Below are 22,189 nucleotides of genomic sequence, written 5' to 3' on the forward strand. Positions count from 1 at the left end.
ATGGCGAGTCCTAGAGCGTTTCACGATTGGACGGAAACACCGCCGGTCTGCTCTCCTCCCCTCAAGGGGGAGGGAGGCGAAGGGGTCGCTGTTTCCATTCAGCTATGAAGAGCCCTAAGCCGCCACCTTCTCGGCCAACTCCCCATCCGTGCCGATCCTGTAGATCGTCGGCTGGCCCGTCGCGATCTCGCGCTTCAGGATCTCCTCGGGGGTGAGCTTCTCGATGGCCATGACCATGGCGCGCAGCGAATTGCCGTGGGCGGCGATGAGGACGGTCTTACCGGCCTTGAGGTGCGGCAGGATCTCGGCCTCGTAATAGGGAAGCGTGCGCGCAGCGGTGTCCTTGAGGCTCTCGCCGCCCGGCGGGGGTACATCGTAGGAGCGGCGCCAGATCAGCACCTGCTCCTCGCCCCATTTTGCGCGGGCATCGTCCTTGTTGAGGCCGGAAAGGTCGCCGTAGTCGCGCTCGTTGAGGGCGACGTTGCGGGTGATGGTGACGTTCTCGATCCCCATTTCCTCGAGCATCAGGTCGAGGGTCTTTTGCGCGCGCACCAGCGCCGAGGTGTAATAGAGGTCCGGCACCAGCCCCTTGGCCTTCAGGAGCCGCCCGGCGGCGCGGGCTTCCTCGATGCCCTTTTCGGTCAGGCCCGGATTGCGCCAGCCGGTAAAGAGATTCTTGAGGTTCCACTCGCTCTCGCCGTGGCGCACGAGGATGAGGGTGCCGGTCATGGGTCTCGTTTCCTTGCTAAGTGTTCAAGCCGAGCACGTCGGCCATGGTGTAGAGCCCGGCGGGCCTGTCGGCGGCCCAGAGGGCTGCCTTGACCGCGCCGTGGGCGAAGATCATCCGATCCTCGGCGCGGTGCGAGAGCTCGATGCGCTCGGAGGGGCCGGCGAGGATCACCGTATGGTCGCCGACGACGGTGCCGCCGCGCAGCGCCGCAAAGCCGATGCTGCCCTCGACGCGCGGACCCGTATGGCCGTCGCGCACCCGCACAGACGTCTCGGCGAGCGCGACGCGACGCCCATGCGCGGCCGCTTCACCCAGCAGCAGGGCGGTGCCCGAGGGGGCGTCGACCTTCCTTGCATGGTGCATTTCGAGGATCTCGATGTCGTAGTCGGCGAGCGCCGCGGCGGCTTTCCTCACCAGATCGGCGAGGAGATTGACCCCGAGCGAGAAATTGCCGGATTTGACGATGCGCGCGCCGGCCCGGGCGGCGGCCGCGATCTCGGCGTCCTCGTCGCGCGTGCAGCCGGTGGTGCCGATGACGTGGACGAGGCCGCGCTCGGCGGCGCGGCGGGCGAGCGCCACGCTCGATGTCGGCGTGGTGAAATCGAGGATGACGTCGGCCCCATCGAGAGCCGCTTCGACGTCGCCGGTGATGGCGACGCCCAGCGGCGCAATGCCCGAATGGCTGCCGGCGTCGGCATCGACGGCCGAGGATTCCGGCCGGTCGAGGGCGGCGTGGAGCGTCAGGCCTTTGGTGGCGGCGACGGCGCGGATATTGGCCGCCCCCATGCGTCCGCCGGCCCCGGCAACGACCACCCTCAAATCCGCCATCGTCCTCGTCTCCACAAGATCGGGCCCCTCTTAGCAATTCGAACGGCGAACGCCAACTGCCGGCACGACCCTGCTCTTGCCACACCGAACATGTTATGGATCGGTCATGCCTGCCGATTTACCCAACGTGCGTGCCGGAACCGGGGTCCCTGCCCGTCCGGCGCCGACCAAGAAGACGCGGAGGAAAAGCCCCATGCCGATCACCAACGCGCTCGCCGGGATCGCCGTCGAGGACATCGCGGCGGCGATGACCTTCTACGAGCGCCTGTTCGGGCGGCCGGCGGACGCGCGGCCGATGTCGGAGGTGGCCGAGTGGAAGTTTTCGACCGGCGGCTGGGTGCAGGTCTTCACCGACGCCGACCGGGCCGGCTCCTCGTTCGTCACCCTCATCGTCTCGGACTTGGCCGAAGTGCTGGAGGAATTGTCCATCCAGGGCATCACCCCCGTCGCCAAGCGCACGGGGGACTTCGCCAAGACCGCGATCTTCCGCGACCCCGACGGCAACCAGCTGGTGTTCAGCCAGACGCTGCGCAACACGTATTGAGGCAGGGCTGAAGGCCCCCTCACCCGACCCCTATCGGGGTCGATCTCTCCCCCAGAGGGAGAGGTGTGGGCACCGTGCCGCCCCAGCATCACCTCTCCCTCTGGGGGAGAGGTCGGCGCGTAGCGCCGGGTGAGGGGCCTTAATCGAGCAAGGGCCTTTTGCGAACGCTTCAGGCCACCCGCACACCCCCCGCCATCTCCGCCAGCACCGCCTTCGCCGCCGCCGCCGGATCGGCCGCGGCAACGATGGGCCGCGCCACAACCAGGTGGGTGGCACCGGCGTTGATTGCCTCACGCGGGGTCATCACCCGCTTCTGGTCGCCGATATCGCTGCCGGCCGGGCGGATGCCGGGGGTGACGATGGCAAGCTTCTGGCCCACGATCGCGCGCACCATCTCCGCTTCGTGGGCGGAGGCGACGAGGCCGCCGACGCCGATGTCGCGGGCCTGGGCGGCGCGCAGCGCCACGAGCCCGGCGGCGTCGCGGGCGTAGCCGGCCTCGGCGACGTCGGCATCGTCCATCGAGGTGAGGACGGTTACGGCAAGAATCGTGAGGCCCGAGCCCGCCGCGCCCCGGACCGCCGCCTTCATCGCGCGCGGATAGGCGTGGACGGTGAGCATCGCCGCACCGGTCTGCGCGATCGCGGCGACGCCCTTTTCCACCGTGTTGTCGATGTCGAGGAGTTTCAGGTCGAAGAAGACCTTCTTGCCGGCGGCAATGAGAACCTTGCCCAGCGCATAGCCGTCGCCGCCATAGAACAGCTGGTAGCCGATCTTGTAGTGGGTGACGGCGTCGCCGATGGCCTCGACCACCGCCTCCGCTTCGTGCCGCGTCGAAACGTCCAGCCCAACGATGAGTTGCGCGCCCAAGGATCCCTCCGATGTTGCCGATCGGGTTTCCCTCTCATATTCGCGGCCCCCGCGCAACTGCGCGGTGCTATGACGGCATAGGAGCTACTTCGCCTTGCCGACGGGCCCGAGATGCGTGTGGCCGAAGGCCGTGGGGTATTTGAGGCCGTAGCCGATGGCCCGGTCGATGCCGATATGGGCGAGCCAGATGAGGGCGATGTGGAGGGCGAGATCCTGCCCCAGCCACCAGCCGGCGAGCGCGAGGATGAGCGGCAGGACATAGGAATGGACGGCATTGTAGGCGGCCGCGCCGATCCTGGGTCCCGCCCCATAGGCGAGGAAGGAGAGGTCGGGGGGCAAGGAAAAGGACGAGATAGAGCCACCAGGCGGCGTTATCGAGGAAATAGGCCAGGGTTGCGGCGATGAAGACCGCGAGGCCTTCGGCCCTCAGGATCGTCCTCGCGGTGCCCGTGACAAAGCCGTTGCCGCCATTCCCGCTCATGGAGTCTCTCCCTCCGCTGCAGACGAACAATAGCGGCCGGCGGGGGAAAGTCACGCGCCTGCGCCGCTGGGGGGCCGCTGGACTTCCCCACCGAACACGCCTACCAAGCGTCGTTCGATTTCCTATGACGCCATATCATCTTCCATGCAGGTCCAAGCCCTCTCCGCCACCGTCGCCTGGCTCCGGCTCGAGCGCGCCTATGCCGAATACGGCAACGCGCTGCGCAAGGCCTTCGGCGTGACCCCGCTGCAGCTCTCGATCCTCACCATCCTCGCCGAACGGCCGGCGCTGCCGCTGGCGGCGCTGAGGAAGGCTCTGGTGATGCACGCGGCGACCCTCGGGCAGGCGGTGGACGAGATGCGGCGGCTGGAACTGGTCATCGTGCGCTCCAACCCCGAGGACCGGCGGGCGCGGGTGGTGGCGATTACGGCCAAGGGCCTCGAGGTGCTGGAGACCGCGCCCAAGGCGGGACCGGTGCGCCTGCGCACGCAAACGAGCGACCCTGCCCGGCTCGACGCGCTGACGGCGGCGCTGACCGATGCGGTGGAACTCTTCGGGTTGGCGCCCTGGCTGCCGGAGACCGGCGACGGGCGGTGAGACATCCGAGATAGGATCTCCCTTTCCCTGAAGGAGGCCCCCTCATCCGTCTCGCGCTACGCGCGAGCCACCTTCTCCCACGAAGGGAGAAGGGAGGGTGCGGACGCACAACCTTGGTGTAAACCTCGGATTTCAGAGCGGACCACCACCCCTTCTCCCTTCGTGGGAGAAGGTGCCCCGTAGGGGCGGATGAGGGGGACCAAACCGCTATGGCCTCATAGCAAGCCCGGATCGAGGGCTTCCATCGCCACCCAGTCGCAGAAGAGCTCGCGTGCCTCGAGGTCGAAGACGAAGGCGTTGCCGCCGCCGGGGTCGGCCATGCGGCGTTGGTCCTCGTCGCGGGCGATGGCGCGGTTTCCGCAGTGGCACTTGAGGAGCGTGCCGACGGCGCCGTGGCCGCAAAAGACCGCGAGAGTGCCAGCCGGCACGCTCGCGAGGGCCCGGGCAACGGCCGAAACGATGCGCGCCTGCGCGTCGATGGCGCGCTCCCAGCCTTCGACGCTCTCACGCGGGTAGGCGAAGAACCGGTCGGCGGTCGCCTCGAACCGCTGCGGCTCCATGTAGCCTGTGGAGGAGCGGTCGTTCTCGCCGAAATCGGTCTCGTAGGTCACCGGCGCGCCGATGGGCCTGGCGATGATCTCGGCGAGCTCGGCGGCCTTGCGCTCGGTGCTGGAAAAGACGGCCGAGCCGGCCGGCAGGATATCGCGGGCGGCAAAAGCCTCGGCGCGGGCGCGGCCGGTTTCGTTGAGGCCCCAGCGCGGCGTCGGTACATTTGGGTCGATGACCACCTGCGGGTGGGTGATGTAGAGCGCGCGGACCATCAGGCGCTGCCGCGGCTGAATTCGGTGAGCTCTTTGACCATGGTGCCGACCTTGCGGATGATGGCGGGCTCCACCGGATCGCCCTTTTCGTCGAACGCCTCGTCGGCCGGGCCGATACCGAGCAGGGTCGGGACGATCAGGGTGCCGACCTTGGTCAGCGAATCCCTGAGGTGCGAGAGCGACCAGATGGTGCCGTACTTGCCCGATGACACCCCGCCGATGCCGAAGACCGCATGGCGGAAGGGGCTGGGCTTCTGGCGCGACAGCCACGTGATGGTGTTGACCGTCAAGGGCGCGACGCCGCCATTGTATTCGGGGGTGGCGATGAAGACGATGTCGTGGGTGCGCCACAGTTCGGCCAGGCGCACGGCCGTCTCGGGCACGTTGTCGGGCTCGAGGTCCTCGTTGAAGATCGGCATCGGAAAGTCGGCGAGGTCGAGCTCGGTGACCTCCACGCCCGCCTCGGCCAGCCTTCTGCCCACATGCCTTTGCAGCACGCGGTTCCAGGAGCCCTGGCGGATGGAACCGGAGAGGGTGAGGGCGGTGGGCATGCGGGCGATCCGAACTGCTTGGCGAGACAAGCGAATTTGCCCCGCGTTTGTCCGACAAGCAAGGGGGCCGTCACTCAGTCGTCGTCGCCCGACGAACCCGAACCACCCATGTTGCCGATAATGGTCTTGGTGGCCTCATTCATGCTGTTCATGAGGTTGGTGGTCATCTGCAGAGCCATCTGCCGCTGGCTCAGCGTGTTCTGCACGTAAACCATGTCGAGTTCGGCGGCGGCGGGCATTTGCTGGTGCTGGACCGGCCACGGCTTGAAGGGTCCGGCAAGAGCCGGGGTGGTGAGACTCGCTCCGATGGCGAGGACAATTGCAAGGTCGCGCATTTTGGATTCCCCGTGTTTGCGTCACGGGGAAAGCTTGTGTCCTGGTGCCTGAAGCAAGGCTGAGAGCGTGGTTCAGAAGCGGTTCACCGCTACACCCGCCGCAGCAGCACCTCCTCGATGAAGTGGCTCTTGCCCTTCTTGAGGATGAGATCGGCGCGGCTGCGCGTCGGCAGCACGTTGTCCTTGAGGTTCTTCAGGTTGATCGTCTCCCACACCCGCCGGCCATAGGCGCGCGCTTCCTCCTCGGAAAGCTGGCTGAAGCGGTGGAAGAACGAGGTCGGATCGCGGAAGGCCGTTTCGCGCAGGCGGAAGAACCGCACCATGAACCAGTCGAAGAGGTCGTCCTCGTCGGCATCGATAAAGATGGAAAAATCGAGGAAGTCGGAGGCAAAGAGGATCGGCTTGCCGGTCCTGGGGAGTTCGCCGGGCTGGAGGATGTTGAGCCCCTCGACGATGAGGATGTCGGGCCGGTCGACGACGATCTCGGCGCCGGGCACCACGTCGTAGACGAGGTGCGAGTAGACCGGGGAGGCGACGTTCGGCTTGCCCGACTTGATGTCGGCAAGGAACGAGACGAACCGGGCGCGGTCGTAGCTTTCGGGAAAGCCCTTCCTCTGCATCAGGCCGCGCTCCTCGAGCACGGCGTTGGGATAGAGGAAGCCGTCGGTGGTCACCAGGTCGACCTTGGGCGAGGACGGCCAGCGGGCGAGCAGCGCCTGCAGGATACGCGCGGTCGTCGACTTGCCGACGGCGACGGACCCGGCGACCCCGATGACGAACGGCACCTTGCCGACGGGCCGGCCGAGGAAGCGGGTCGAGACCGAATGCAGGCCCTGGATCGCCTCGACGTAGAAGGAGAGGAGGCGCGTCAGCGGCAGGTAGACCTCCTCGGCCTCCTCGAGCGAGATCGGGTCCGAGAGGGAGCGCAGCCGCTCGAGGTCCTCGGCGCTGAGCGTCATCAGCTCGCCGTCGCGCAGCTTGCTCCACTCCGCCTTGGTGAAGTGGTGGTAGGGGTTGAGGCCCTGAACGCGCTTGTTCAAATGTCTACTCCGGCTTGCGGGCGGCTTTTTCGGCAAGGCCCGACCGGGCCGTGCGGCTCTCGAGCTCGGCCATGACCGTTGCCAGCGGCACATCGGCGGCGCGCAGCAGGACGAGGAGATGGTAGAGCACGTCCCCCGCTTCCTTGGCGAGCTCGGCCCTGTCGCCGGTGACCGCGGCGATCACCGCCTCGGTCGCTTCCTCGCCGAGTTTCTGGGCGCATTTATCGACGCCGCGGGAAAGGAGCTTGGCCGTGTAGCTCTCCTCGGGCGAGGCGCCGGCGCGGACCTCCAGCCGTGCGTCGAGGTCTTCGAGGGTGAAGGGCATGCCGAACTCTCCCATGTCCCCGGTGCCGCTTCGGGCGAATGGCGCGAAGCACTCCTGCCGGGTGGCCCGCAGCGGTGCCTGCCTTAGAGCAAAAACCGGAACCGGGCAATCCGGGGAACCCGGCGCAAGAAAAAGGCCCGGGATCGCTCCCGGGCCTTTCGATTCACGTGAAACTTCGAGCCGGCCAGCCGTTACGCCGACTTCTGGTTCTGGTCCTGGTCGTCGTCCTTGACTTCCTCGAAGTCGGCGTCGACCACGTCCTCGTCGCTCTTGTCGGTGCCGGCGGCCTTGGCCTCGGCTTCCGCCTGGGCGGCCTTGTACATGGCTTCACCCAGCTTCATCGAAGCTTCGGCGAGCGTGCTGGTCTTTTCCTTGATCGCCTCGGCGTCGTCGCTCTCGAGCACGCCCTTCAAGTCGGCGATCGCCGTCTCGATGGCGGCCTTTTCCTCGGCCGAGACCTTGTCGCCGTATTCGGCGAGCGACTTCTCGGTCGAGTGGACGAGGCTCTCGGCCTGGTTGCGGGCCTCGACCGCCTCGCGCCGCTTCTTGTCGGCCTCGGCGTTGGCCTCGGCTTCCTTGACCATCTTCTCGATGTCGGCGTCGGAAAGGCCGCCCGAGGCCTGGATGCGGATCTGCTGCTCCTTGCCGGTGCCCTTGTCCTTGGCCGAGACGTTGACGATGCCGTTGGCGTCGATGTCGAACGTCACCTCGATCTGCGGCACGCCGCGCGGGGCCGGCGGAATGCCGGCGAGGTCGAAATTGCCGAGGAGCTTGTTGTCCGCGGCCATCTCGCGCTCGCCCTGGAAGACGCGGATGGTCACGGCCGACTGGTTGTCCTCGGCGGTCGAGAACACCTGGCTCTTCTTGGTCGGGATCGTGGTGTTGCGGTCGATGAGGCGGGTGAAGACGCCCCCCAGCGTCTCGATGCCGAGCGAAAGCGGGGTCACGTCGAGGAGCAGCACGTCCTTGACGTCGCCCTGCAGCACGCCCGCCTGGATGGCGGCGCCCATGGCGACCACTTCGTCCGGGTTGACGCCCTTGTGCGGCTCCTTGCCGAACAGCTGCTTGACCGCTTCCTGGACCTTGGGCATGCGGCTCATGCCGCCCACCAGCACGACCTCGTCGATCTGGCTGGCCGAAACGCCGGCGTCCTTCATCGCCTTGCGGCAGGGCTCGATGGTGCGCGCGATGAGGTCATCGACCAGCGATTCGAGCTTGGAGCGCGACAGCTTCAGCGTCAGGTGCTTGGGGCCCGAGGCGTCGGCGGTGATGAACGGCAGGTTGATCTCGGTCTGCGTCGAGGAGGAGAGCTCGATCTTGGCCTTCTCGGCCGCTTCCTTCAGGCGCTGCAGCGCAAGCTTGTCGTTGCGCAGGTCGATGCCCTGCTCCTTCTTGAACTCGTCGGCGAGATAATCGACGAGGCGCATGTCGAAGTCCTCGCCGCCGAGGAACGTGTCGCCATTGGTCGACTTCACCTCGAAGACGCCGTCGCCGATCTCGAGGATCGAGATGTCGAAGGTGCCGCCCCCGAGGTCATAGACGGCGATGGTGCCCGAGTTCTTCTTGTCGAGGCCGTAGGCAAGCGCGGCCGCCGTCGGCTCGTTGATGATGCGCAGCACCTCGAGGCCGGCGATCTTGCCGGCGTCCTTGGTCGCCTGGCGCTGGCTGTCGTTGAAGTAGGCGGGCACGGTGATGACGGCCTGCGAGACGGTCTCGCCGAGATAGCTCTCGGCGGTTTCCTTCATCTTCTGCAGGATCATCGCGGAAATCTGGCTGGGCGAGTATTTTTCGCCGGCCGCCTCGACCCAGGCGTCGCCGTTGTCGGCCTTGACGATCTTGAAGGGGACGAGGCCCTTGTCCTTCTCGACCATCGGGTCTTCGTAGCGCCGTCCGATCAGGCGCTTGACGGCAAAGAGCGTGCCTTCGGGGTTCGTCACCGCCTGGCGCTTGGCCGGCTGGCCGACGAGCCGCTCGCCGTCCTTGGAGAAGGCGACCATCGACGGGGTGGTGCGGGCGCCTTCGGCGTTCTCGATGACCTTGGCATTGGACCCATCCATCACCGCAACGCAGCTATTGGTGGTGCCGAGGTCGATACCGATTACTTTTGCCATTTCGTCTACCTCTTGTCTCAGCAAGCCCCTGGTGGAGTCCCCGCAAGCAGGCGGCTCCGTGGCCCTTTCCGGCCGGGCTCCCCGGGTTTGGATTTGGCCGATCTTCGGCCTTGCCGGCTATATAGGGGGGGTGCATGGGGCCTGCAAGCACGTAGGTGAGCAAAATGTGACCGTGGTCGGTCGCTGTTCCCGTCGCCGCCCGTCGCTTTTCAAATCGCGGGCGCCTGACTACAACCGCGCCATGGTCCGGCCCGGCACAGTCCTGCTGCACGACACGCGCAGCCCGCAAGGGCGCAGCCTGCTCTTTGCCGGGCCGCGCGAAATCCTCGTCGCGCACACTGCCGCTGAGGCGCGCGAGGCGCTCGTCCGGCTGGAGGCGGCGGGGCGGCAGGGATTGTGGGCGGCCGGCTACCTCGCCTACGAGCTCGGCTTCCTCTTCGAGGAGCGGCTTGCTCACCCGTTGCCCGAGCGGACGAAGACGCCCCTCCTCTGGCTCGGCCTCTACGACGCGCCGCGGGCGCTGGACCGCGCCGGGGCGGAGGCGTGGCTTGCCGCCCATGCCGGCGAGGCCGGGCGGGCCATCGATATCGCGCCGAGCCTCGACGAGACCGCCTACGCCGACGCCTTCGAGCGCGTGGAAGAGCTGATCGCGGCCGGCGATACCTATCAGGTCAACCTCACCTTCAAGGCGCGCTTTCGGCTCGAGGGTGATCCCGTCGCCCTCTACCGCGCGCTCGCCGCGAGCCAGCCTGCCTCCCATGGCGCGCTGATTCGCGCCCAAGACCATTGGGTCTTGTCGCGCTCGCCCGAGCTCTTCGTCGCCCGGAAGGGCGACCGGCTCTCGGCACGCCCGATGAAGGGCACCATCGCGCGCGGCCGCACGCTGGAGGAGGACGCCGCCCGGCGCCAGGTATTGGCCGCCGATCCCAAGAACCGCGCCGAAAACCTGATGATCGTCGATCTCATCCGCAACGACCTCGGGCGCATCGGTGAGGTCGGCTCGGTCAGGGTCACCGATCTCTTCACGGTGGAAACCTACCGCACCCTCCACACCATGACCTCCGGCGTCGAGGCGACCGCCAGGCCCGGTCTTTCGGTCACCGACATCCTTACCGCGCTCTTTCCGTGCGGCTCGATCACCGGCGCGCCGAAGCTGCGGGCGATGGAGATCATCCGCGAGGTCGAACGCGAGCCGCGCGGCCTCTATACCGGCGCCATCGGCTGGTTCGCCCCGGACGGCGACTTCGCTCTCAACGTCGCCATCCGCACCGCAGTCGTCGACGAAAGCGGGAACGGCGAGATCGGCATCGGCGGCGGCATCGTCGCCGACAGCATCATGGAGGACGAATACCGCGAGGCGCTGCTGAAGATGCGGTTCCTCACCGACCCCACCGGTCCGGTGTGCCTCATCGAGACGATGCTGTGGACCCGCGGGGAGGGTTTTTATCTCCTCGACCGCCACCTCGCCCGGCTGGAAGGTTCCGCCGCCTATTTCGGCATCCCCGCAAGCCGCGGCACGGTTACCGCTCTGCTAACCGATTGGGCCGCGAAGGCTGACGAACCGCGCTACCGCGTGCGCCTCACGCTCCATGAGACGGAGGGCCTCGCCATAACCGCCACGCCCTTGCCGGAACCCGCAGAAAATCCGCAGCCTTTCACCTTCGTCATCGCCCCCGAGCGGGTGACATCGGCGAATGCCTGGCTCGCCCACAAGACCGCCAACCGGCAAGCTCTCGATACCGCCCGGCAGAAGGCCCATGCCGAGCATGGCGTCGACGAGGTCGTTTTCCTCAACGAGAACAACGAGCTGACGGAAGGCTCCATCACCACGCTCTTCATCGAGCGCGATGGGCTCCTCCTCACCCCGCCGCTCTCCGCCGGCCTCTTGCCGGGAACGCTGCGCGCCGAGCTCATCGCGCGCGGCCAGGCCCGCGAGGCGCGATTGACCCTTGCGGACCTCGAAACCGCCGATGCAATCTATCTCGGCAACTCCGTGCGCGGCCTGATGCACGCCCGCTGGCTGCGGCCGGAACGCGACGGGAATTCAAGAGGTTAAGGTGCCATGACGACGATTGCCATTTCTCCCAGGGACGTGCTGGTCGTCGTCGACGTGCAGTACGATTTCCTGCCCGGCGGCAATCTTGCCGTCGCCGGCGGCGACGAGATCGTGCCGTTGGTCAACACGCTCGCCTCGCGGTTCACCAACGTCGTCTTCACCCAGGACTGGCATCCGGCCAACCACGTCTCGTTCGCCAGCCAGCACGCCGGAAAAGCGCCGTTCGAGACCATCGAGCTGCCCTACGGCACGCAGGTCCTCTGGCCCGACCACTGCGTGCAGGGCACGCATGGAGCCGAGCTCAGCCACGACCTCGATATCCCCCACGGCCAGCTCATCATCCGCAAGGGCTACAACCGCACCGTCGATTCCTATTCCGGGTTCCAGGAAGCCGATCGCAAGACCCGCACGGGCCTCGCCGGCTACTTGAAGGAACGCGGCCTCGGCAGCGTCTACGTCGTCGGCCTCGCCACCGATTTCTGCGTCGCCTGGACGGCCATCGACGCGCGCGCCGAAGGTTTTGCCACCGTCGTCATCGAAGACGGCACCCGCCCCATCGACGCCAACGGCTCGCTGGAACGGGCATGGGCCGACATGGCCGCCGCCGGGGTCACGCGGCTGATGAGCCGGCAGATATTGGGGTGAGAAAGATCAGCCGTGGTGGCGCGGGCGGTTGATGTACAATAGCCATCCGGCGACAGCGAAGATGCCGAGGATATAGACGGCGAACGGGACCAGAGTAACCAGATCGCTCATTCTTCCAACGCTCCCAGCATTTGCCTTGCCATCGAATGTAGGCCCGCACTTACGCAATGCAAATCGTGGCCAAGCCAATGGTGATCCAAGACAGCGTGCCGTCCTGAACTACGGCGATGACTGGTCCGAGGCCGCCGATGGCTACGAGAGCAATGGCGATGCCATTGGCATAGTTCGCCGAAAGCTTCCGGCGCTCGTTGCGCACGGTCTTGTTCATCGCTGCCCCCAACGGCTTGCCCGTTGAGAGCAGCTTTGCCGGACTCAGGCCTGCTTGTCGACCCCGCCCTCACCCTCGGCCGGCGCCTCGGCTTTGCCTGCCGCGCCGCCGCCCCTGGCAACGCCGACCATTGCCGGACGCAGCACGCGGTCGCCGATGGCGAAGCCTGCCTGCACCACCTGGACGACCGTGCCTTCCGGACGCGTCGGATCGGGCACCTCGAACATCGCCTGGTGCTTGTGGGGATCGAACTTCTGCCCTTCGGCCTCGATCGGCTTGACGCCGTGCTTGGCGAGCAGCCGCTGCATCTCGCGCTCGGTCATCTCGATGCCTTCGATCAGCGACTTCGTCGTGTCGTCGGCATTGGCGCGCGCCTCGGCCGGCAGCACCATCAGGGCGCGCGAGAGCGAGTCGGTCGCCGAAAGCATGTCGCGCGCAAAGCCGGCGATGGCGTAGGCGCGCGTATCGGTGATCTCGCGTTCGGTGCGCTTCCTGAGGTTTTCCATTTCGGCGGCCATGCGCAACAGCTTGTCGCGCAGCTCGGCGTTTTCCTCTGTGAGCGCCTCGACCGGATCGACCTCCGCAGACTCTGTTTCCGGGGTCACGGCGGTCTCGGGCTCTTGCTCGGGCGTCGTGTTCTCGTCGCTCATTGCTTCTTCCGCAGCTTTTTCGGGATTTGACCCCGCATATCGGCCAAAGGCGCCGACAATTCAAGCCTTGCGGGCCATCATGGCGGAAATGACGTTGGCCGTGTAGTCGACGACCGGAACGATGCGCGCGTAGTTGAGCCGGGTGGGCCCGATGACGCCGAGGACCCCGACGATCTTCTCGTTGGCGTCCTTGTAGGGCGAGAGGATCACCGACGAGCCCGAGAGCGAGAAGAGCTTGTTCTCCGAGCCGATGAAGATGCGCACGCCCTGCGCCCGCTCGGCGTCTCCGAGAAGCTCCAGCAGCCCGTCCTTGCTCTCGAGCTCGTCGAAGAGCTGGCGGATGCGCATGAGGTCCTCGGAGGCCATCGCCTCGTTGATGAGGTTGGCCCGGCCCCGCACGATCACCGTCGGATGGCCGGCGGGCGAGGGCTGGGAGAGGGTGGCGATGCCCGCGTCGACGAGCTTCTGCGTCAATTCGTCGAGCTCGGCCCGCTGCTCGGCCCGGCGCGCGGCGAGCGCCTTTCGCGCTTCCGCCAGCGTGCGCCCGACGACGTAGTGGGAAAGATAGTTGCTGGCCTGCGTCAGCGCGCTCGCCGTCAGCCCCGGCGGCAGCGGCAGCAGCCGGTTCTCCACCTGCCCGTCCTGCCCGACGAGGATGGCCATGGCCTGCGTGGCATCGAGCCGCACGAACTCGATGTGCTTCAAGACCATGTCGGCCTTGGCCGCGATCACCACACCGGCGCCCTGGCTGAGGCCGGAAAGCAGGGAGCTGGCTTCGGTCAGGATGTCCTCGACCTGCCCCTGGCCGGCCTGGTCTTCGATATGGCGGGTGATCTGGGTGCGCTCGCGCTCGTCGATGGCGCCGACCTCGAGCATGGCGTCGACGAAGAACCTGAGGCCCCTCTGGGTCGGGGCGCGGCCGGCCGAGGTGTGCGGCGCCGCGATCAGCCCCAGGTCCTCGAGGTCGGCCATGACGTTGCGCACGGACGCGGGGGAAAGGCCCATCTCCAGCATCTTGGAGACGTCGCGCGATCCGACGGGCATGCCCGTCTCCAGATACCGGTCGACAATCTTGCGGAAAATGTCCTGGCTGCGGCTGTTGAGCACCGCGAGAAAGTCTTCCGCCGGTTCGGGCCTGTCAGCCATCGATAAACTTGTTCACTTTAACCGTCCTCCATCATTTAAGGGCAAAGAGCGCCCGCGCCAAGCGTCCGGCGCTTGTGAGCGGGCCCCGTCAGGGTTAAGAGGCGGTTAACGCAACTTGCCGCGGATGATTTGCCAGCATGAGCCTCCAGCGCCCCTCCGGTCGTCAGCCTGACGAAATGCGCGCCGTGACCCTCGAGAAGGGCGTGGCGCGCAACGCCGAGGGTTCGTGCCTCGTCTGCTTCGGGGCGACCAAGGTGCTGGTGACGGCGAGCGTCGAGACGAGCCTGCCCGGCTGGCGGCGCGGCCAGGGGGTCGGCTGGGTCACGGCCGAATATGGCATGCTGCCGCGCTCGACCGGCACCCGCACCCGCCGCGAGGCGGCGGCCGGCAAGCAGTCCGGCCGCACCCAGGAGATCCAGCGCCTGATCGGGCGGTCCCTGCGCGCCGTCGTCGACATGGCGGCTTTGGGCGAGAACCAGATCACGCTCGACTGCGACGTGCTCGAGGCCGATGGCGGCACCCGCACGGCCGCGATCACCGGCGCCTATGTGGCGCTGGCCGAGGCGGTCAGGTGGATGGCCGAGCGCGAGCTGGTCAAGGGCACGGTGCTGCGCGACACGGTCGCGGCCGTCTCCTGCGGCGTCTATCGCGGCACGCCGGTGCTCGATCTCGACTATCTCGAGGATGTCGAGGCCCAAACCGACGCCAATTTCGTCCTCACCGGCTCCGGCCGTTTCGTCGAGATCCAGGGCACCGCCGAGCAGGCGCCGTTCACCCGCGCCGAGCTCGAGAGCCTGATGAGTCTGGCCGAGAAGGGGATCGGCGAATTGACGCAGGTCCAGCGGGCGGCGCTTTCGTCATGATCGGGTTCCTGAAAAAGGCCCCCTCACCCGCCGCTGCGCGGCGACCTCTCCCCCGGGGGAGAGGTGAAGAGGGCTCCGCCTTAACTCTCCCTTCGGAGAAGAGGTCGGCGGCATCGTCGCCGGGTGAAGGAGCCTTCCCATCGCCCGATTGCGCTATCTGGCACGACATCGCCCGCGCGCTCGACACCAAGGGTGGCCGCAAATGAGCGTCCCCGTCCCGCGACTCGGCGCCGGCGATCGGCTGGTGCTCGCCTCCCACAACAAGGGCAAGCTCGCCGAGTTCCAGGAGCTTTTCGAGCCCTATGGCCTGGAAATCCTTTCGGCCGGCGAGCTGGGCCTGCCCGAACCGGAAGAGACGGGCACGACCTTCGTCGAGAACGCCCGCATCAAGGCCCATGCGGCGGCCGAAGCCTCGGGGCTGCTGGCGCTCTCGGACGATTCCGGGCTCTGCGTCGAAGCGCTCGGCGGCAAGCCCGGCGTCTATACGGCCAACTGGGCCGGCCCCAAGCGCGATTTCAGCCTCGGCATGCGCCGCGTCGAGGATGCGCTGCAGGCGGCCAACGCCACCTCGCCGGCCGACCGCCACGGCTACTTCATGGCCACGTTCTGCCTCGCCGATCCGGAAGGCAATGACTGGCTGTTCGAGGGTCGTGTCGACGGCATGATCGTCTGGCCGCCGCGCGGCAGCCAGGGCCACGGGTTCGATCCGGTCTTCATGCCCGATGGCTACGACATCACCTTCGGCCAGATGCCGCCCGAAATGAAGCACTCCTGGGCGCCCGGCGAACCGGGGCTCTCGCATCGCGCCCGCGCCTTCGCCAAATTCGTCGACGCCGTGCTGGAGGACCTCGATTGAGCGCTAACGAGCTCTTCGGCGTCTATGTGCACTGGCCGTTCTGCGCGGCCAAGTGCCCCTACTGCGACTTCAATTCCCACGTCCATCGCGGACCGTTCGACGAGGAGGCGTTCCTCGCCGCCTACACCCGGGAGATCGCCCATACCGCAGCGCTTGCGCCCGGGCGGGTGGTCAAATCCGTGTTCTTCGGCGGCGGCACGCCCTCGCTGATGAGCGTGCACGCCGTCGAGACGATCCTTGACGCCATCGCCCGGCACTGGACGCTGGAGCGCGGCGCCGAGATCACCCTCGAGGCCAATCCGACGAGCGTCGAGGCCGACCGCTTCAGGGGCTACCGCGCCGCCGGCATCAACCGCGTCTCGCTCGGCGTCCAGTCCTTGAAGCCCGAGCCATTGGCGGCGCTCGGGCGCCTCCACACCGTCGACGAGGCTGTGGCGGCGGTGCGCCTCGCCCAATCGATCTTCGAGCGCTCGAGCTTCGACCTCATCTATGCCCGCCCGAACCAGACGCTCGATGACTGGGAGGACGAGCTCAAGGAAGCCCTTTGGCTTGCCCGCGGTCACGTCTCGCTCTACCAGCTGACCATCGAGCAGGGCACGCGCTACTACGACCTGCACCGCGCCGGCAAGCTGAAGATGCCCGACGAGGATCTTGCCGCCGATTTCTACGAGCTGACCCAGGAACTGACGGCGGAGGCCGGCCTGCCGGCCTACGAGATCTCCAACCATGCCCGCCCGGGCCAGGAGAGCCGGCACAACCTCCTCTACTGGCGCTATGGCGAATATGCCGGCATCGGGCCTGGCGCCCATGGCCGCCTCGTTCTCAACAACCAGCGCCACGCCACCGCCGCCGAGAAGATGCCGTTCGACTGGCAGAAGCGGGTCATGGCCAAGGGTCACGGCCTCGTCACCGACGAGGTCCTCACCTGGGAGGAGCAGGGCGACGAATTCCTCGTCATGGGCCTGCGCTTGAAGGAAGGCATTTCGCCGGCCCGCTTCACCGCCATTTCCGGGCGCCGCATCGCCGAGCGGCAGATCGCCGAACTGAAGGGCTACGGCTTCGTCGAGACCCTGCCCAACGGCAACATCCGGGTCACCGACAAGGGCTGGCCGGTGCTTGACGCGGTCGTCGCGGACCTCGCGGCTTGAAGACTTGCTCGGCCCCGTCCTTCGAGGATCGCTTCGCTCCCGCCTCTGGATGAGGCCTCATCAACCTGACATGTAATGAAACCCTCATGGTGAGGTGCCGCGCAGCGGCCTCGAACCACGAGGGTGGGCACGCAATCACAACCGCGCCGCGTCCACCGTCACCGCTCCGCCCGCCCGCACCTCCTTCATCGCCAGCGCCATCTGCGCGCGCCCGTCCGCGCCGAAGCGGAAGTGGCCGTCGCGGCCGTTGAAGCCCTGCGGGTTGGTGAGCGCGGGAGCGTTGTAGGGCGGGTTCGCGCGCGAGAGCGGGGCGGCGTTGGCGAGGATCGTCGCGGTATAGGCGAGCGTCGTCAGCCGGTGCGGCGTGCCGCCGAACCGGGCCTGGTATTCGGGCAGGATCGCCCGATAGCCGGCATCGTCGACCGTCGGGTAGAGGGCGCTGGCAAGGAACGGGGTTGCGGCGATCGTCGGATCGCCCTCCCATTCGGCCGAGCCGATGATGGCGACCGATTGCCGCGCAACCCCGGCATCGGCGATGAGCCCGGCAAAGAGCGGGGCGCTCGCCCGGTCTGGAAGGAACAGGGCGTCGACCCGGCCCGAGGTCAGGAGCGGCGCGAGGTTGGCGACGATGGCGCTGGCCTCTGCGGTGGTGGCGAACCGGTGCACCGCCGCCGGCATCAGTCCCATCTGCTGCAGGGCTCCGCGGAACGCGGCCTCCTGCGCCTCTCCCGCGGCGGTGGCCGGCACGATGGCGGCAAAGCGGCTGCGGCCCTGACGCTGGGCGAAGGCGAGCGATCGCCTGACTTCGCTCTCGGGCATCACGTTGAGGAGGTAGATGCCCGGACCTGCGGCATGCGGCGTGCTGGCAAAGCCGATGAGCGGGATGCCGGCCGAGCGCGCCACCGCGCCCGCCGCCGCCACCTGCTCGGCCCGCAACGGCCCCATGATGAGCCGCGCCCCTTCGCTGACCGCCGCGCTCGCCGCTGCGGTGGCGCCCGCGGCGCTTCCCCCGGTGTCCCTGAGGACGATGGTGGTGTTCTCGGCGATGTTGGGATTGGCCTCGATATAGGCCATGGCGAGCCGCGCGCCATTGGCCATCGAGATGGCGGTGGCCGATAGTCCCGCCTCGCCCGAGAGCGGCAACAAGAGCGCGACGCGCACCGGTCCGGTGCCGATGTTTTCGCCCGTCGCCTGCGGCAACGCCGGCAGGCTCGATTGCACCACGCCGCCCGCCCCGGCGGCCGGCACGGCGGGCAGGACGGCTGTGGCTGCCTGCGACTGCGGCGTTTGTGCCGTCTGCTGTGTGCCGCCTCCGCCGAACGGCAGCATCAGCGTGCGCGAGCCGATGTTGATCTGCGTCGGCGAGCAGCCGGCAAGGATCGCGACTCCCGCCGCCACGACGGCCGAGCCGGACTTGCGAAGCGAGCGCGTGCGCGGCATGGTCGGCAAAACCACTGATCCTTTCGTTCGAGCTCACCGGCAAGCCTCGCCCTTTATGTTTAAGTCTTCCTCAACATGGTGCCGACCGGGCTTGCGTCTCGGTATAACCGCCGGCACCCCCCGCCCTGTCCCTCCCCTCCAGGGGGAGGGGACCCTCCCGATTTTCGCAGAATGTCTTTTGCATGGTGGTCGCGGCTCTTGCGCGCCCCTCCCCCCGGAGGGGAGGGGTTGGGGTGGGGGGAAGCCTCCACAACCTCGATGTCGTGGAGCTCATGCATGACCGAGGCCCAGCAGAAGGACGCGCGCTATTTCGTCGCCGGCACGGCCTTCACCGCCCCGCCTCTGGCGCCGGGACTGCATGTGGTCGCCACCCCGATCGGCAACCTCAAGGACATCACCATCCGCGCCCTCGAGACGCTGGCCGCCGCCGATCTCGTCCTCTGCGAGGACACGCGCACCTCGGCGCGGCTTCTCGACCACTACGGCATCAAGGCGCGCCGCCAGGCGCTGCACGAGCACAACGAGCGCGCGCGCATCGGCGAGATCCTCGGGCGCATCCGCGCCGGCGAGGCGATCGCCTTGATCTCGGACGCCGGCACGCCGCTCCTCTCGGATCCCGGCTTTCCGCTGCTGCGCGCCATCGCCGAGGAGAACCTGCCGGTCTTCGCCATCCCCGGCCCCTCCGCCCTGCTCTCGGCGCTTGTCGTCGCCGGCCTGCCGACCGATGCCTTTTCCTTCCACGGGTTCCTGCCGGCCAAGGCCGGCGCTCGGGCGAACGCCCTGGCGCCGCTCGCCGATTCACGTGAAACGCTGGTCTTCTACGAAAGCCCCCGCAGGCTCGCCGCAACCCTTGCCGCGATGGCGCAGGCATTCGGGCCGGATCGCCCCGCCGCCGTCGCGCTGGAACTGACCAAGCGCTTCGAGCGCGTCCACCGCGGCATCCTTGCCGAGCTCGCCTCATCGTTTGCCGAGGGCGAGACCAAGGGCGAAGCGGTGATCCTGGTCGGCGGTGCGTCCGAGCCGGCAGCACCAAGCCAGGAGGACTGGCAGGCGGCGCTCTCCGAAGCGCTCGGCGAAAAACCGCTGCGCGCCGCCGTCGACGATGTTTCCGCCCGCTATGGGCTCAAGCGCAAGCAGGTCTACGATGCCGCCCTCGCCCTCAAAGCCCAGGGATAGGCTGCGGCTTAACGCCTGGCGCGACGGGCACCGCGGCGAATTCTGGGCCGCGCTGTACCTGCGTTTGAAGCTCTACCGGATCGTCGCCCGGCGGGTGAAGACGCCGGTCGGCGAAATCGATATCGTCGCCCGCCGGCGGGGCGTCACCGTCTTCGTCGAGGTCAAGGCCCGCGCCTTCTCGCACCTCGAGATGCAGGCGCTGGAAGCGGTCAACATCCGCCGGGTCCTGCGCGCCGGCGAGCACTATGTGGCGCGCAACCCGAAGCTCGCCGACACGGACCTGCGCTACGACGTGATTTTCCTTGCGCCCTTCGCTTGGCCGCGCCACATCATCAACGCCTTCGATATGAGCCAGATTCGCTAGGGGAACACCGCCTCATGCCCTTGAAGATCGCCGTGCAGATGGACCCCATCGAGACCATCAACCCGAAGGGGGATTCCACCTTCGCCATGATGCTGGAAGCTGAGGCGCGCGGGCACGAGCTCGTCTACTACGTGCCCAGCAGCCTCAGCCTTTCCGGCGACGTCGTCTCGGCCAATGTCGCTCCGATCAAGGTGTTCGACAAGGAAAAGGGCGAGCATTTCGAGCTCGGCGCCTTCTCGCGCATCGATCTGTCCAGCCAGGATGTGGTGCTGATGCGCCAGGATCCGCCCTTCGACATGAACTACATCACCCTCACCCACATCCTCGAGCGGCTGCACCCCAAGACCTTCGTCGTCAACCCGCCGGCGGCGGTGCGCAATGCGCCCGAAAAGATCCTCGTCACCCAGTTTCCCGAGCTGATGCCGCCGACCCTCGTCACCCGCGACCGGGCGCAGATCCACGCCTTCCGGCGCCAGCACGGCAACATCATCGTCAAGCCGCTCTACGGCAATGGCGGGGCCGGCGTCTTCCTCATCCAGGAGGGCGACCATAACCTGGCGTCCCTCATCGAGCTCTTCGAGCAGAGCTTCCGCGAACCGTTCATGGTGCAGAAGTACTTGGCCGACGTGAGGAAAGGCGACAAGCGCATCATCCTCGTCGACGGCGAGCCCGTTGCCGGCCTCAACCGCGTGCCGGCCGAGGGCGAGGCGCGCTCCAACATGCATGTGGGCGGCCGCCCGGAACTGTCGGAGCTGACCGAGCGCGAGCGCGAAATCTGCGCGGCCATCGGCCCGGCATTGAAGGAACGCGACATGATCTTCGTCGGCATCGACGTCATCGGCGGGTACCTGACCGAGATCAACGTCACCTCCCCCACCGGCATCCGCGAGATCAAGCGCTTCGGCGGCCCCGACATCGCGGCGATGATCTGGGACGCGATCGAGAAGCGGCGAGGCTGACGCCAACGGTTGGGATGGAAAAGCCGACCGTCTATACAGGACATGCGCGGACCGCTCTGGGAGAGCGCGACCTCGAAATCGAGTGGGTCGAAGCTACGGTGCGTAGTCCGCAATGGATAGAGGTCGATCCGAACGATCCGGAAGTGGTGCGTCACTTTCGCCCCATTCCGGAGCATGGAGGACGCTACCTTCGGGTGGCTCTAGTGGAAACGTCGGTCGATTTCCGTATACTCACGGTGTTCTTCGACAGGCGAGCGAGGCCGAAGTGACCAGACCGACCGTCACCTACGATCCCGAGGTGGATGCCGCCTATATCCGTTTTTCGACCGGCAAGGTCGAGGAAAGCGAAGAGGTCGCCGCGGGCATAGTTCTCGACTATGACGAGGAGGGCCGCATCGTCGGCATGGAAGTTCTCAACGCTCGAGAACATCTGCCGCCCGACGTGCTCGAGCAGGCTGCATAGCGGCCTCGCGCATGCCCACCGAAACCTTCTTCGTAGCGCTCGCGACCTTCTTCGCCACGGTCGGCGTTGCCGACATCGCCTTCATCTTTGCCGCGCTCACCAAGGACAACACCCCGGCCGAGCGGCGGATTTTTGCGACGCGCGGCGTTGTGGTCGCCGCGGTCATCCTCTTTTTCTTCGCCATTGCCGGCAACGCCATCCTCGGCCTCTTCGGCATCACCATCCCGGCGCTGCGCACGGCCGGCGGCATCCTGCTGCTCCTCATCGCCATCGACATGGTGTTCGCCCGCCATTCGGGCGGCACCGGCACGACGAGCGAGGAAGAGCACGAGTCGCGCCAGCGGCACGATATCTCGGTGTTTCCGCTGGCGATGCCGCTGCTCGCCGGCCCCGGCGCCATCAGCGCCGTCATCCTGTTGACGACCGGCGCGCGCAGCAATTTCGAGTTCTGGGCGGTGCTCGTCGCCCTCGCCCTCATCCTCTTTGCCGCCTGGCTGACGCTTCTTGTCGCCATTCCCGTCCAGCGGCTGCTGGGCCTGACCGGCCTTTCCGTCGTCTCGCGGGTCGTCGGTATCCTGCTGGCCGCGCTCGCCGTGCAGTTCGTCTTCGACGGCGTCAAGCAGAGCGGGCTCATTGCCTGATCGCTCGAAGTTTCTTCAAAACCAATCGTTAAGCACTTCTTTACCCTGTCGTTGACCCGACATGGCGTTGCGTTAGAACGGCGCCATGGACAGGCACCGGCAGGGCAAGCAGATGCGCATTCTGGCAGCGATGATCCTCGTGACCTTCGCCATCATGGCGGTCACGGCGCCGACGACTTCGGCCCGCTCGGAAATCCTCGTGCCGTTCACGCAGCACTGACCC

Annotated in this window: 28 protein-coding genes; 14 read left to right on the forward strand and 14 right to left on the reverse strand. The window is 67.2% G+C overall.

Features of this window, described 5'->3' with window-relative positions; translation table 11 throughout:
* Window positions 1-114 precede the first annotated feature (114 nt).
* The gene (locus VE25_RS01005) at window positions 115-729 is read right to left on the reverse strand and encodes a 2,3-bisphosphoglycerate-dependent phosphoglycerate mutase (RefSeq protein ID WP_046106716.1); all 615 of its coding nucleotides are present in this window, start codon (window positions 727-729) and stop codon (window positions 115-117) included.
* 16 nt (window positions 730-745) lie between these two features.
* On the reverse strand, window positions 746-1,558 hold the full coding sequence (gene dapB / locus VE25_RS01010; RefSeq protein ID WP_046106717.1) for a 4-hydroxy-tetrahydrodipicolinate reductase: 813 nt from the start codon (window positions 1,556-1,558) through the stop codon (window positions 746-748).
* A 193-nt stretch (window positions 1,559-1,751) separates the two neighbouring features.
* On the opposite strand from dapB, the gene VE25_RS01015 reads away from it, so the two are divergent.
* Window positions 1,752-2,102: a VOC family protein gene (locus VE25_RS01015; protein ID WP_046106718.1), complete on the forward strand. Its 351-nt coding sequence runs from the start codon at window positions 1,752-1,754 to the stop codon at window positions 2,100-2,102.
* Between the two features lie 169 nt (window positions 2,103-2,271).
* On the opposite strand, the gene pyrF is transcribed toward VE25_RS01015, so the two are convergent.
* On the reverse strand, window positions 2,272-2,970 hold the full coding sequence (pyrF, locus tag VE25_RS01020) for an orotidine-5'-phosphate decarboxylase (protein WP_046106719.1): 699 nt from the start codon (window positions 2,968-2,970) through the stop codon (window positions 2,272-2,274).
* Between the two features lie 84 nt (window positions 2,971-3,054).
* The gene (locus VE25_RS23730) at window positions 3,055-3,309 is read right to left on the reverse strand and encodes a DUF4260 domain-containing protein (protein ID WP_439328888.1); all 255 of its coding nucleotides are present in this window, start codon (window positions 3,307-3,309) and stop codon (window positions 3,055-3,057) included.
* Window positions 3,310-3,595: 286 nt separating this feature from the next.
* Between VE25_RS23730 and VE25_RS01030 the strand changes: the two genes are divergently transcribed.
* Entirely contained in the window at window positions 3,596-4,048 is a 453-nt protein-coding gene (locus tag VE25_RS01030) for a MarR family winged helix-turn-helix transcriptional regulator (protein WP_052731643.1), read from the forward strand.
* Window positions 4,049-4,263: 215 nt separating this feature from the next.
* On the opposite strand, the gene VE25_RS01035 is transcribed toward VE25_RS01030, so the two are convergent.
* From VE25_RS01035 to dnaK, 6 genes are all read right to left on the reverse strand, one after another.
* The gene (locus VE25_RS01035) at window positions 4,264-4,869 is read right to left on the reverse strand and encodes a histidine phosphatase family protein (protein WP_046106720.1); all 606 of its coding nucleotides are present in this window, start codon (window positions 4,867-4,869) and stop codon (window positions 4,264-4,266) included.
* Window positions 4,869-5,420 carry an NADPH-dependent FMN reductase gene (locus tag VE25_RS01040; RefSeq protein WP_046106721.1) on the reverse strand — a complete coding sequence of 184 codons (552 nt, stop codon included), beginning with the start codon at window positions 5,418-5,420 and terminating at the stop codon, window positions 4,869-4,871. Before VE25_RS01040 ends, VE25_RS01035 begins: the two co-directional genes overlap by 1 nt.
* A gap of 74 nt (window positions 5,421-5,494) precedes the next feature.
* A complete protein-coding gene (locus VE25_RS01045) occupies window positions 5,495-5,755 on the reverse strand; it encodes a hypothetical protein (protein WP_046106722.1) in 261 nt (86 codons plus the stop codon).
* 89 nt (window positions 5,756-5,844) lie between these two features.
* Complete coding sequence (coaA, locus tag VE25_RS01050; protein WP_244466835.1) at window positions 5,845-6,795, reverse strand: type I pantothenate kinase; 951 nt, start codon at window positions 6,793-6,795, stop codon at window positions 5,845-5,847.
* A gap of 4 nt (window positions 6,796-6,799) precedes the next feature.
* Window positions 6,800-7,120: a phosphoribosyl-ATP diphosphatase gene (locus VE25_RS01055; protein ID WP_046106746.1), complete on the reverse strand. Its 321-nt coding sequence runs from the start codon at window positions 7,118-7,120 to the stop codon at window positions 6,800-6,802.
* A gap of 191 nt (window positions 7,121-7,311) precedes the next feature.
* A complete protein-coding gene (dnaK, locus tag VE25_RS01060) occupies window positions 7,312-9,231 on the reverse strand; it encodes a molecular chaperone DnaK (protein WP_046106724.1) in 1,920 nt (639 codons plus the stop codon).
* Between the two features lie 241 nt (window positions 9,232-9,472).
* On the opposite strand from dnaK, the gene VE25_RS01065 reads away from it, so the two are divergent.
* Window positions 9,473-11,287, forward strand: a complete 1,815-nt coding sequence (locus VE25_RS01065) for an aminodeoxychorismate synthase component I (RefSeq protein WP_046106725.1) — start codon at window positions 9,473-9,475, stop codon at window positions 11,285-11,287.
* A 6-nt stretch (window positions 11,288-11,293) separates the two neighbouring features.
* Window positions 11,294-11,932: a bifunctional nicotinamidase/pyrazinamidase gene (pncA, locus tag VE25_RS01070; RefSeq protein ID WP_046106726.1), complete on the forward strand. Its 639-nt coding sequence runs from the start codon at window positions 11,294-11,296 to the stop codon at window positions 11,930-11,932.
* Window positions 11,933-12,092: 160 nt separating this feature from the next.
* On the opposite strand, the gene VE25_RS22870 is transcribed toward pncA, so the two are convergent.
* From VE25_RS22870 to hrcA, 3 genes are read right to left on the reverse strand one after another with little or no spacing between them, the layout of a single operon-like run.
* Window positions 12,093-12,260, reverse strand: a complete 168-nt coding sequence (locus VE25_RS22870; protein ID WP_160299936.1) for a hypothetical protein — start codon at window positions 12,258-12,260, stop codon at window positions 12,093-12,095.
* A gap of 44 nt (window positions 12,261-12,304) precedes the next feature.
* Window positions 12,305-12,970 carry a nucleotide exchange factor GrpE gene (gene grpE, locus VE25_RS01075; RefSeq protein WP_280136828.1) on the reverse strand — a complete coding sequence of 222 codons (666 nt, stop codon included), beginning with the start codon at window positions 12,968-12,970 and terminating at the stop codon, window positions 12,305-12,307.
* Window positions 12,971-14,056, reverse strand: coding sequence for a heat-inducible transcriptional repressor HrcA (gene hrcA, locus VE25_RS01080; protein ID WP_046106728.1), 1,086 nt, complete (start codon window positions 14,054-14,056; stop codon window positions 12,971-12,973). It lies immediately after the preceding gene.
* Between the two features lie 137 nt (window positions 14,057-14,193).
* Here hrcA and rph point away from each other — a divergent pair, with 137 nt between their 5' ends.
* The 3 genes from rph to hemW all read left to right on the forward strand — a co-directional run bounded on the left by rph (window position 14,194) and on the right by hemW (window position 16,923).
* Complete coding sequence (gene rph, locus VE25_RS01085; RefSeq protein ID WP_046106729.1) at window positions 14,194-14,919, forward strand: ribonuclease PH; 726 nt, start codon at window positions 14,194-14,196, stop codon at window positions 14,917-14,919.
* Window positions 14,920-15,121: 202 nt separating this feature from the next.
* Window positions 15,122-15,775: a non-canonical purine NTP pyrophosphatase gene (locus tag VE25_RS01090; RefSeq protein WP_046106730.1), complete on the forward strand. Its 654-nt coding sequence runs from the start codon at window positions 15,122-15,124 to the stop codon at window positions 15,773-15,775.
* The gene (gene hemW, locus VE25_RS01095; RefSeq protein ID WP_046106731.1) at window positions 15,772-16,923 is read left to right on the forward strand and encodes a radical SAM family heme chaperone HemW; all 1,152 of its coding nucleotides are present in this window, start codon (window positions 15,772-15,774) and stop codon (window positions 16,921-16,923) included. The genes VE25_RS01090 and hemW overlap by 4 nt, the downstream gene beginning before the upstream one ends.
* Before the next feature lie 135 nt (window positions 16,924-17,058).
* Here the strand turns inward: hemW and VE25_RS01100 are convergent, their stop codons facing one another.
* Window positions 17,059-18,378, reverse strand: coding sequence for a penicillin-binding protein activator (locus VE25_RS01100; protein WP_152664467.1), 1,320 nt, complete (start codon window positions 18,376-18,378; stop codon window positions 17,059-17,061).
* Window positions 18,379-18,639: 261 nt separating this feature from the next.
* Here VE25_RS01100 and rsmI point away from each other — a divergent pair, with 261 nt between their 5' ends.
* From rsmI to VE25_RS23495, 7 genes are all read left to right on the forward strand, one after another.
* Window positions 18,640-19,539: a 16S rRNA (cytidine(1402)-2'-O)-methyltransferase gene (gene rsmI, locus VE25_RS01105; RefSeq protein WP_046106732.1), complete on the forward strand. Its 900-nt coding sequence runs from the start codon at window positions 18,640-18,642 to the stop codon at window positions 19,537-19,539.
* Window positions 19,508-19,903, forward strand: coding sequence for a YraN family protein (locus VE25_RS01110; protein ID WP_046106733.1), 396 nt, complete (start codon window positions 19,508-19,510; stop codon window positions 19,901-19,903). The genes rsmI and VE25_RS01110 overlap by 32 nt, the downstream gene beginning before the upstream one ends.
* Window positions 19,904-19,917: 14 nt before the next feature.
* Window positions 19,918-20,862, forward strand: coding sequence for a glutathione synthase (gene gshB, locus VE25_RS01115; RefSeq protein ID WP_046106734.1), 945 nt, complete (start codon window positions 19,918-19,920; stop codon window positions 20,860-20,862).
* A gap of 14 nt (window positions 20,863-20,876) precedes the next feature.
* Window positions 20,877-21,131, forward strand: a complete 255-nt coding sequence (locus VE25_RS22155; protein WP_083988645.1) for a DUF4258 domain-containing protein — start codon at window positions 20,877-20,879, stop codon at window positions 21,129-21,131.
* A complete protein-coding gene (locus VE25_RS01120; RefSeq protein WP_046106735.1) occupies window positions 21,128-21,325 on the forward strand; it encodes a DUF2283 domain-containing protein in 198 nt (65 codons plus the stop codon). The genes VE25_RS22155 and VE25_RS01120 overlap by 4 nt, the downstream gene beginning before the upstream one ends.
* Window positions 21,326-21,336: 11 nt before the next feature.
* Complete coding sequence (locus tag VE25_RS01125) at window positions 21,337-21,966, forward strand: MarC family protein (protein ID WP_046106736.1); 630 nt, start codon at window positions 21,337-21,339, stop codon at window positions 21,964-21,966.
* A gap of 85 nt (window positions 21,967-22,051) precedes the next feature.
* Complete coding sequence (locus VE25_RS23495) at window positions 22,052-22,186, forward strand: hypothetical protein (protein ID WP_280136827.1); 135 nt, start codon at window positions 22,052-22,054, stop codon at window positions 22,184-22,186.
* The last annotated feature ends 3 nt before the right edge of the window (window positions 22,187-22,189 follow it).

Source organism: Devosia geojensis (genome assembly GCF_000969415.1).
Lineage (GTDB): Bacteria > Pseudomonadota > Alphaproteobacteria > Rhizobiales > Devosiaceae > Devosia > Devosia geojensis.

Coding starts and splice junctions, on each gene's coding strand:
- VE25_RS01005 (WP_046106716.1), bottom strand. CDS start 729: ATGACCGGCACCCTCATCCTCGTGCGCCACGGCGAGAGCGAGTGGAAC.
- dapB (WP_046106717.1), bottom strand. CDS start 1,558: ATGGCGGATTTGAGGGTGGTCGTTGCCGGGGCCGGCGGACGCATGGGG.
- VE25_RS01015 (WP_046106718.1), top strand. CDS start 1,752: ATGCCGATCACCAACGCGCTCGCCGGGATCGCCGTCGAGGACATCGCG.
- VE25_RS01030 (WP_052731643.1), top strand. CDS start 3,596: ATGCAGGTCCAAGCCCTCTCCGCCACCGTCGCCTGGCTCCGGCTCGAG.
- VE25_RS01035 (WP_046106720.1), bottom strand. CDS start 4,869: ATGGTCCGCGCGCTCTACATCACCCACCCGCAGGTGGTCATCGACCCA.
- VE25_RS01040 (WP_046106721.1), bottom strand. CDS start 5,420: ATGCCCACCGCCCTCACCCTCTCCGGTTCCATCCGCCAGGGCTCCTGG.
- VE25_RS01045 (WP_046106722.1), bottom strand. CDS start 5,755: ATGCGCGACCTTGCAATTGTCCTCGCCATCGGAGCGAGTCTCACCACC.
- VE25_RS01055 (WP_046106746.1), bottom strand. CDS start 7,120: ATGCCCTTCACCCTCGAAGACCTCGACGCACGGCTGGAGGTCCGCGCC.
- dnaK (WP_046106724.1), bottom strand. CDS start 9,231: ATGGCAAAAGTAATCGGTATCGACCTCGGCACCACCAATAGCTGCGTT.
- VE25_RS01065 (WP_046106725.1), top strand. CDS start 9,473: ATGGTCCGGCCCGGCACAGTCCTGCTGCACGACACGCGCAGCCCGCAA.
- pncA (WP_046106726.1), top strand. CDS start 11,294: ATGACGACGATTGCCATTTCTCCCAGGGACGTGCTGGTCGTCGTCGAC.
- VE25_RS22870 (WP_160299936.1), bottom strand. CDS start 12,260: ATGAACAAGACCGTGCGCAACGAGCGCCGGAAGCTTTCGGCGAACTAT.
- hrcA (WP_046106728.1), bottom strand. CDS start 14,056: ATGGCTGACAGGCCCGAACCGGCGGAAGACTTTCTCGCGGTGCTCAAC.
- rph (WP_046106729.1), top strand. CDS start 14,194: ATGAGCCTCCAGCGCCCCTCCGGTCGTCAGCCTGACGAAATGCGCGCC.
- VE25_RS01090 (WP_046106730.1), top strand. CDS start 15,122: ATGAGCGTCCCCGTCCCGCGACTCGGCGCCGGCGATCGGCTGGTGCTC.
- rsmI (WP_046106732.1), top strand. CDS start 18,640: ATGACCGAGGCCCAGCAGAAGGACGCGCGCTATTTCGTCGCCGGCACG.
- VE25_RS01110 (WP_046106733.1), top strand. CDS start 19,508: ATGCCGCCCTCGCCCTCAAAGCCCAGGGATAGGCTGCGGCTTAACGCC.
- gshB (WP_046106734.1), top strand. CDS start 19,918: ATGCCCTTGAAGATCGCCGTGCAGATGGACCCCATCGAGACCATCAAC.
- VE25_RS22155 (WP_083988645.1), top strand. CDS start 20,877: ATGGAAAAGCCGACCGTCTATACAGGACATGCGCGGACCGCTCTGGGA.
- VE25_RS01125 (WP_046106736.1), top strand. CDS start 21,337: ATGCCCACCGAAACCTTCTTCGTAGCGCTCGCGACCTTCTTCGCCACG.
- VE25_RS23495 (WP_280136827.1), top strand. CDS start 22,052: ATGGACAGGCACCGGCAGGGCAAGCAGATGCGCATTCTGGCAGCGATG.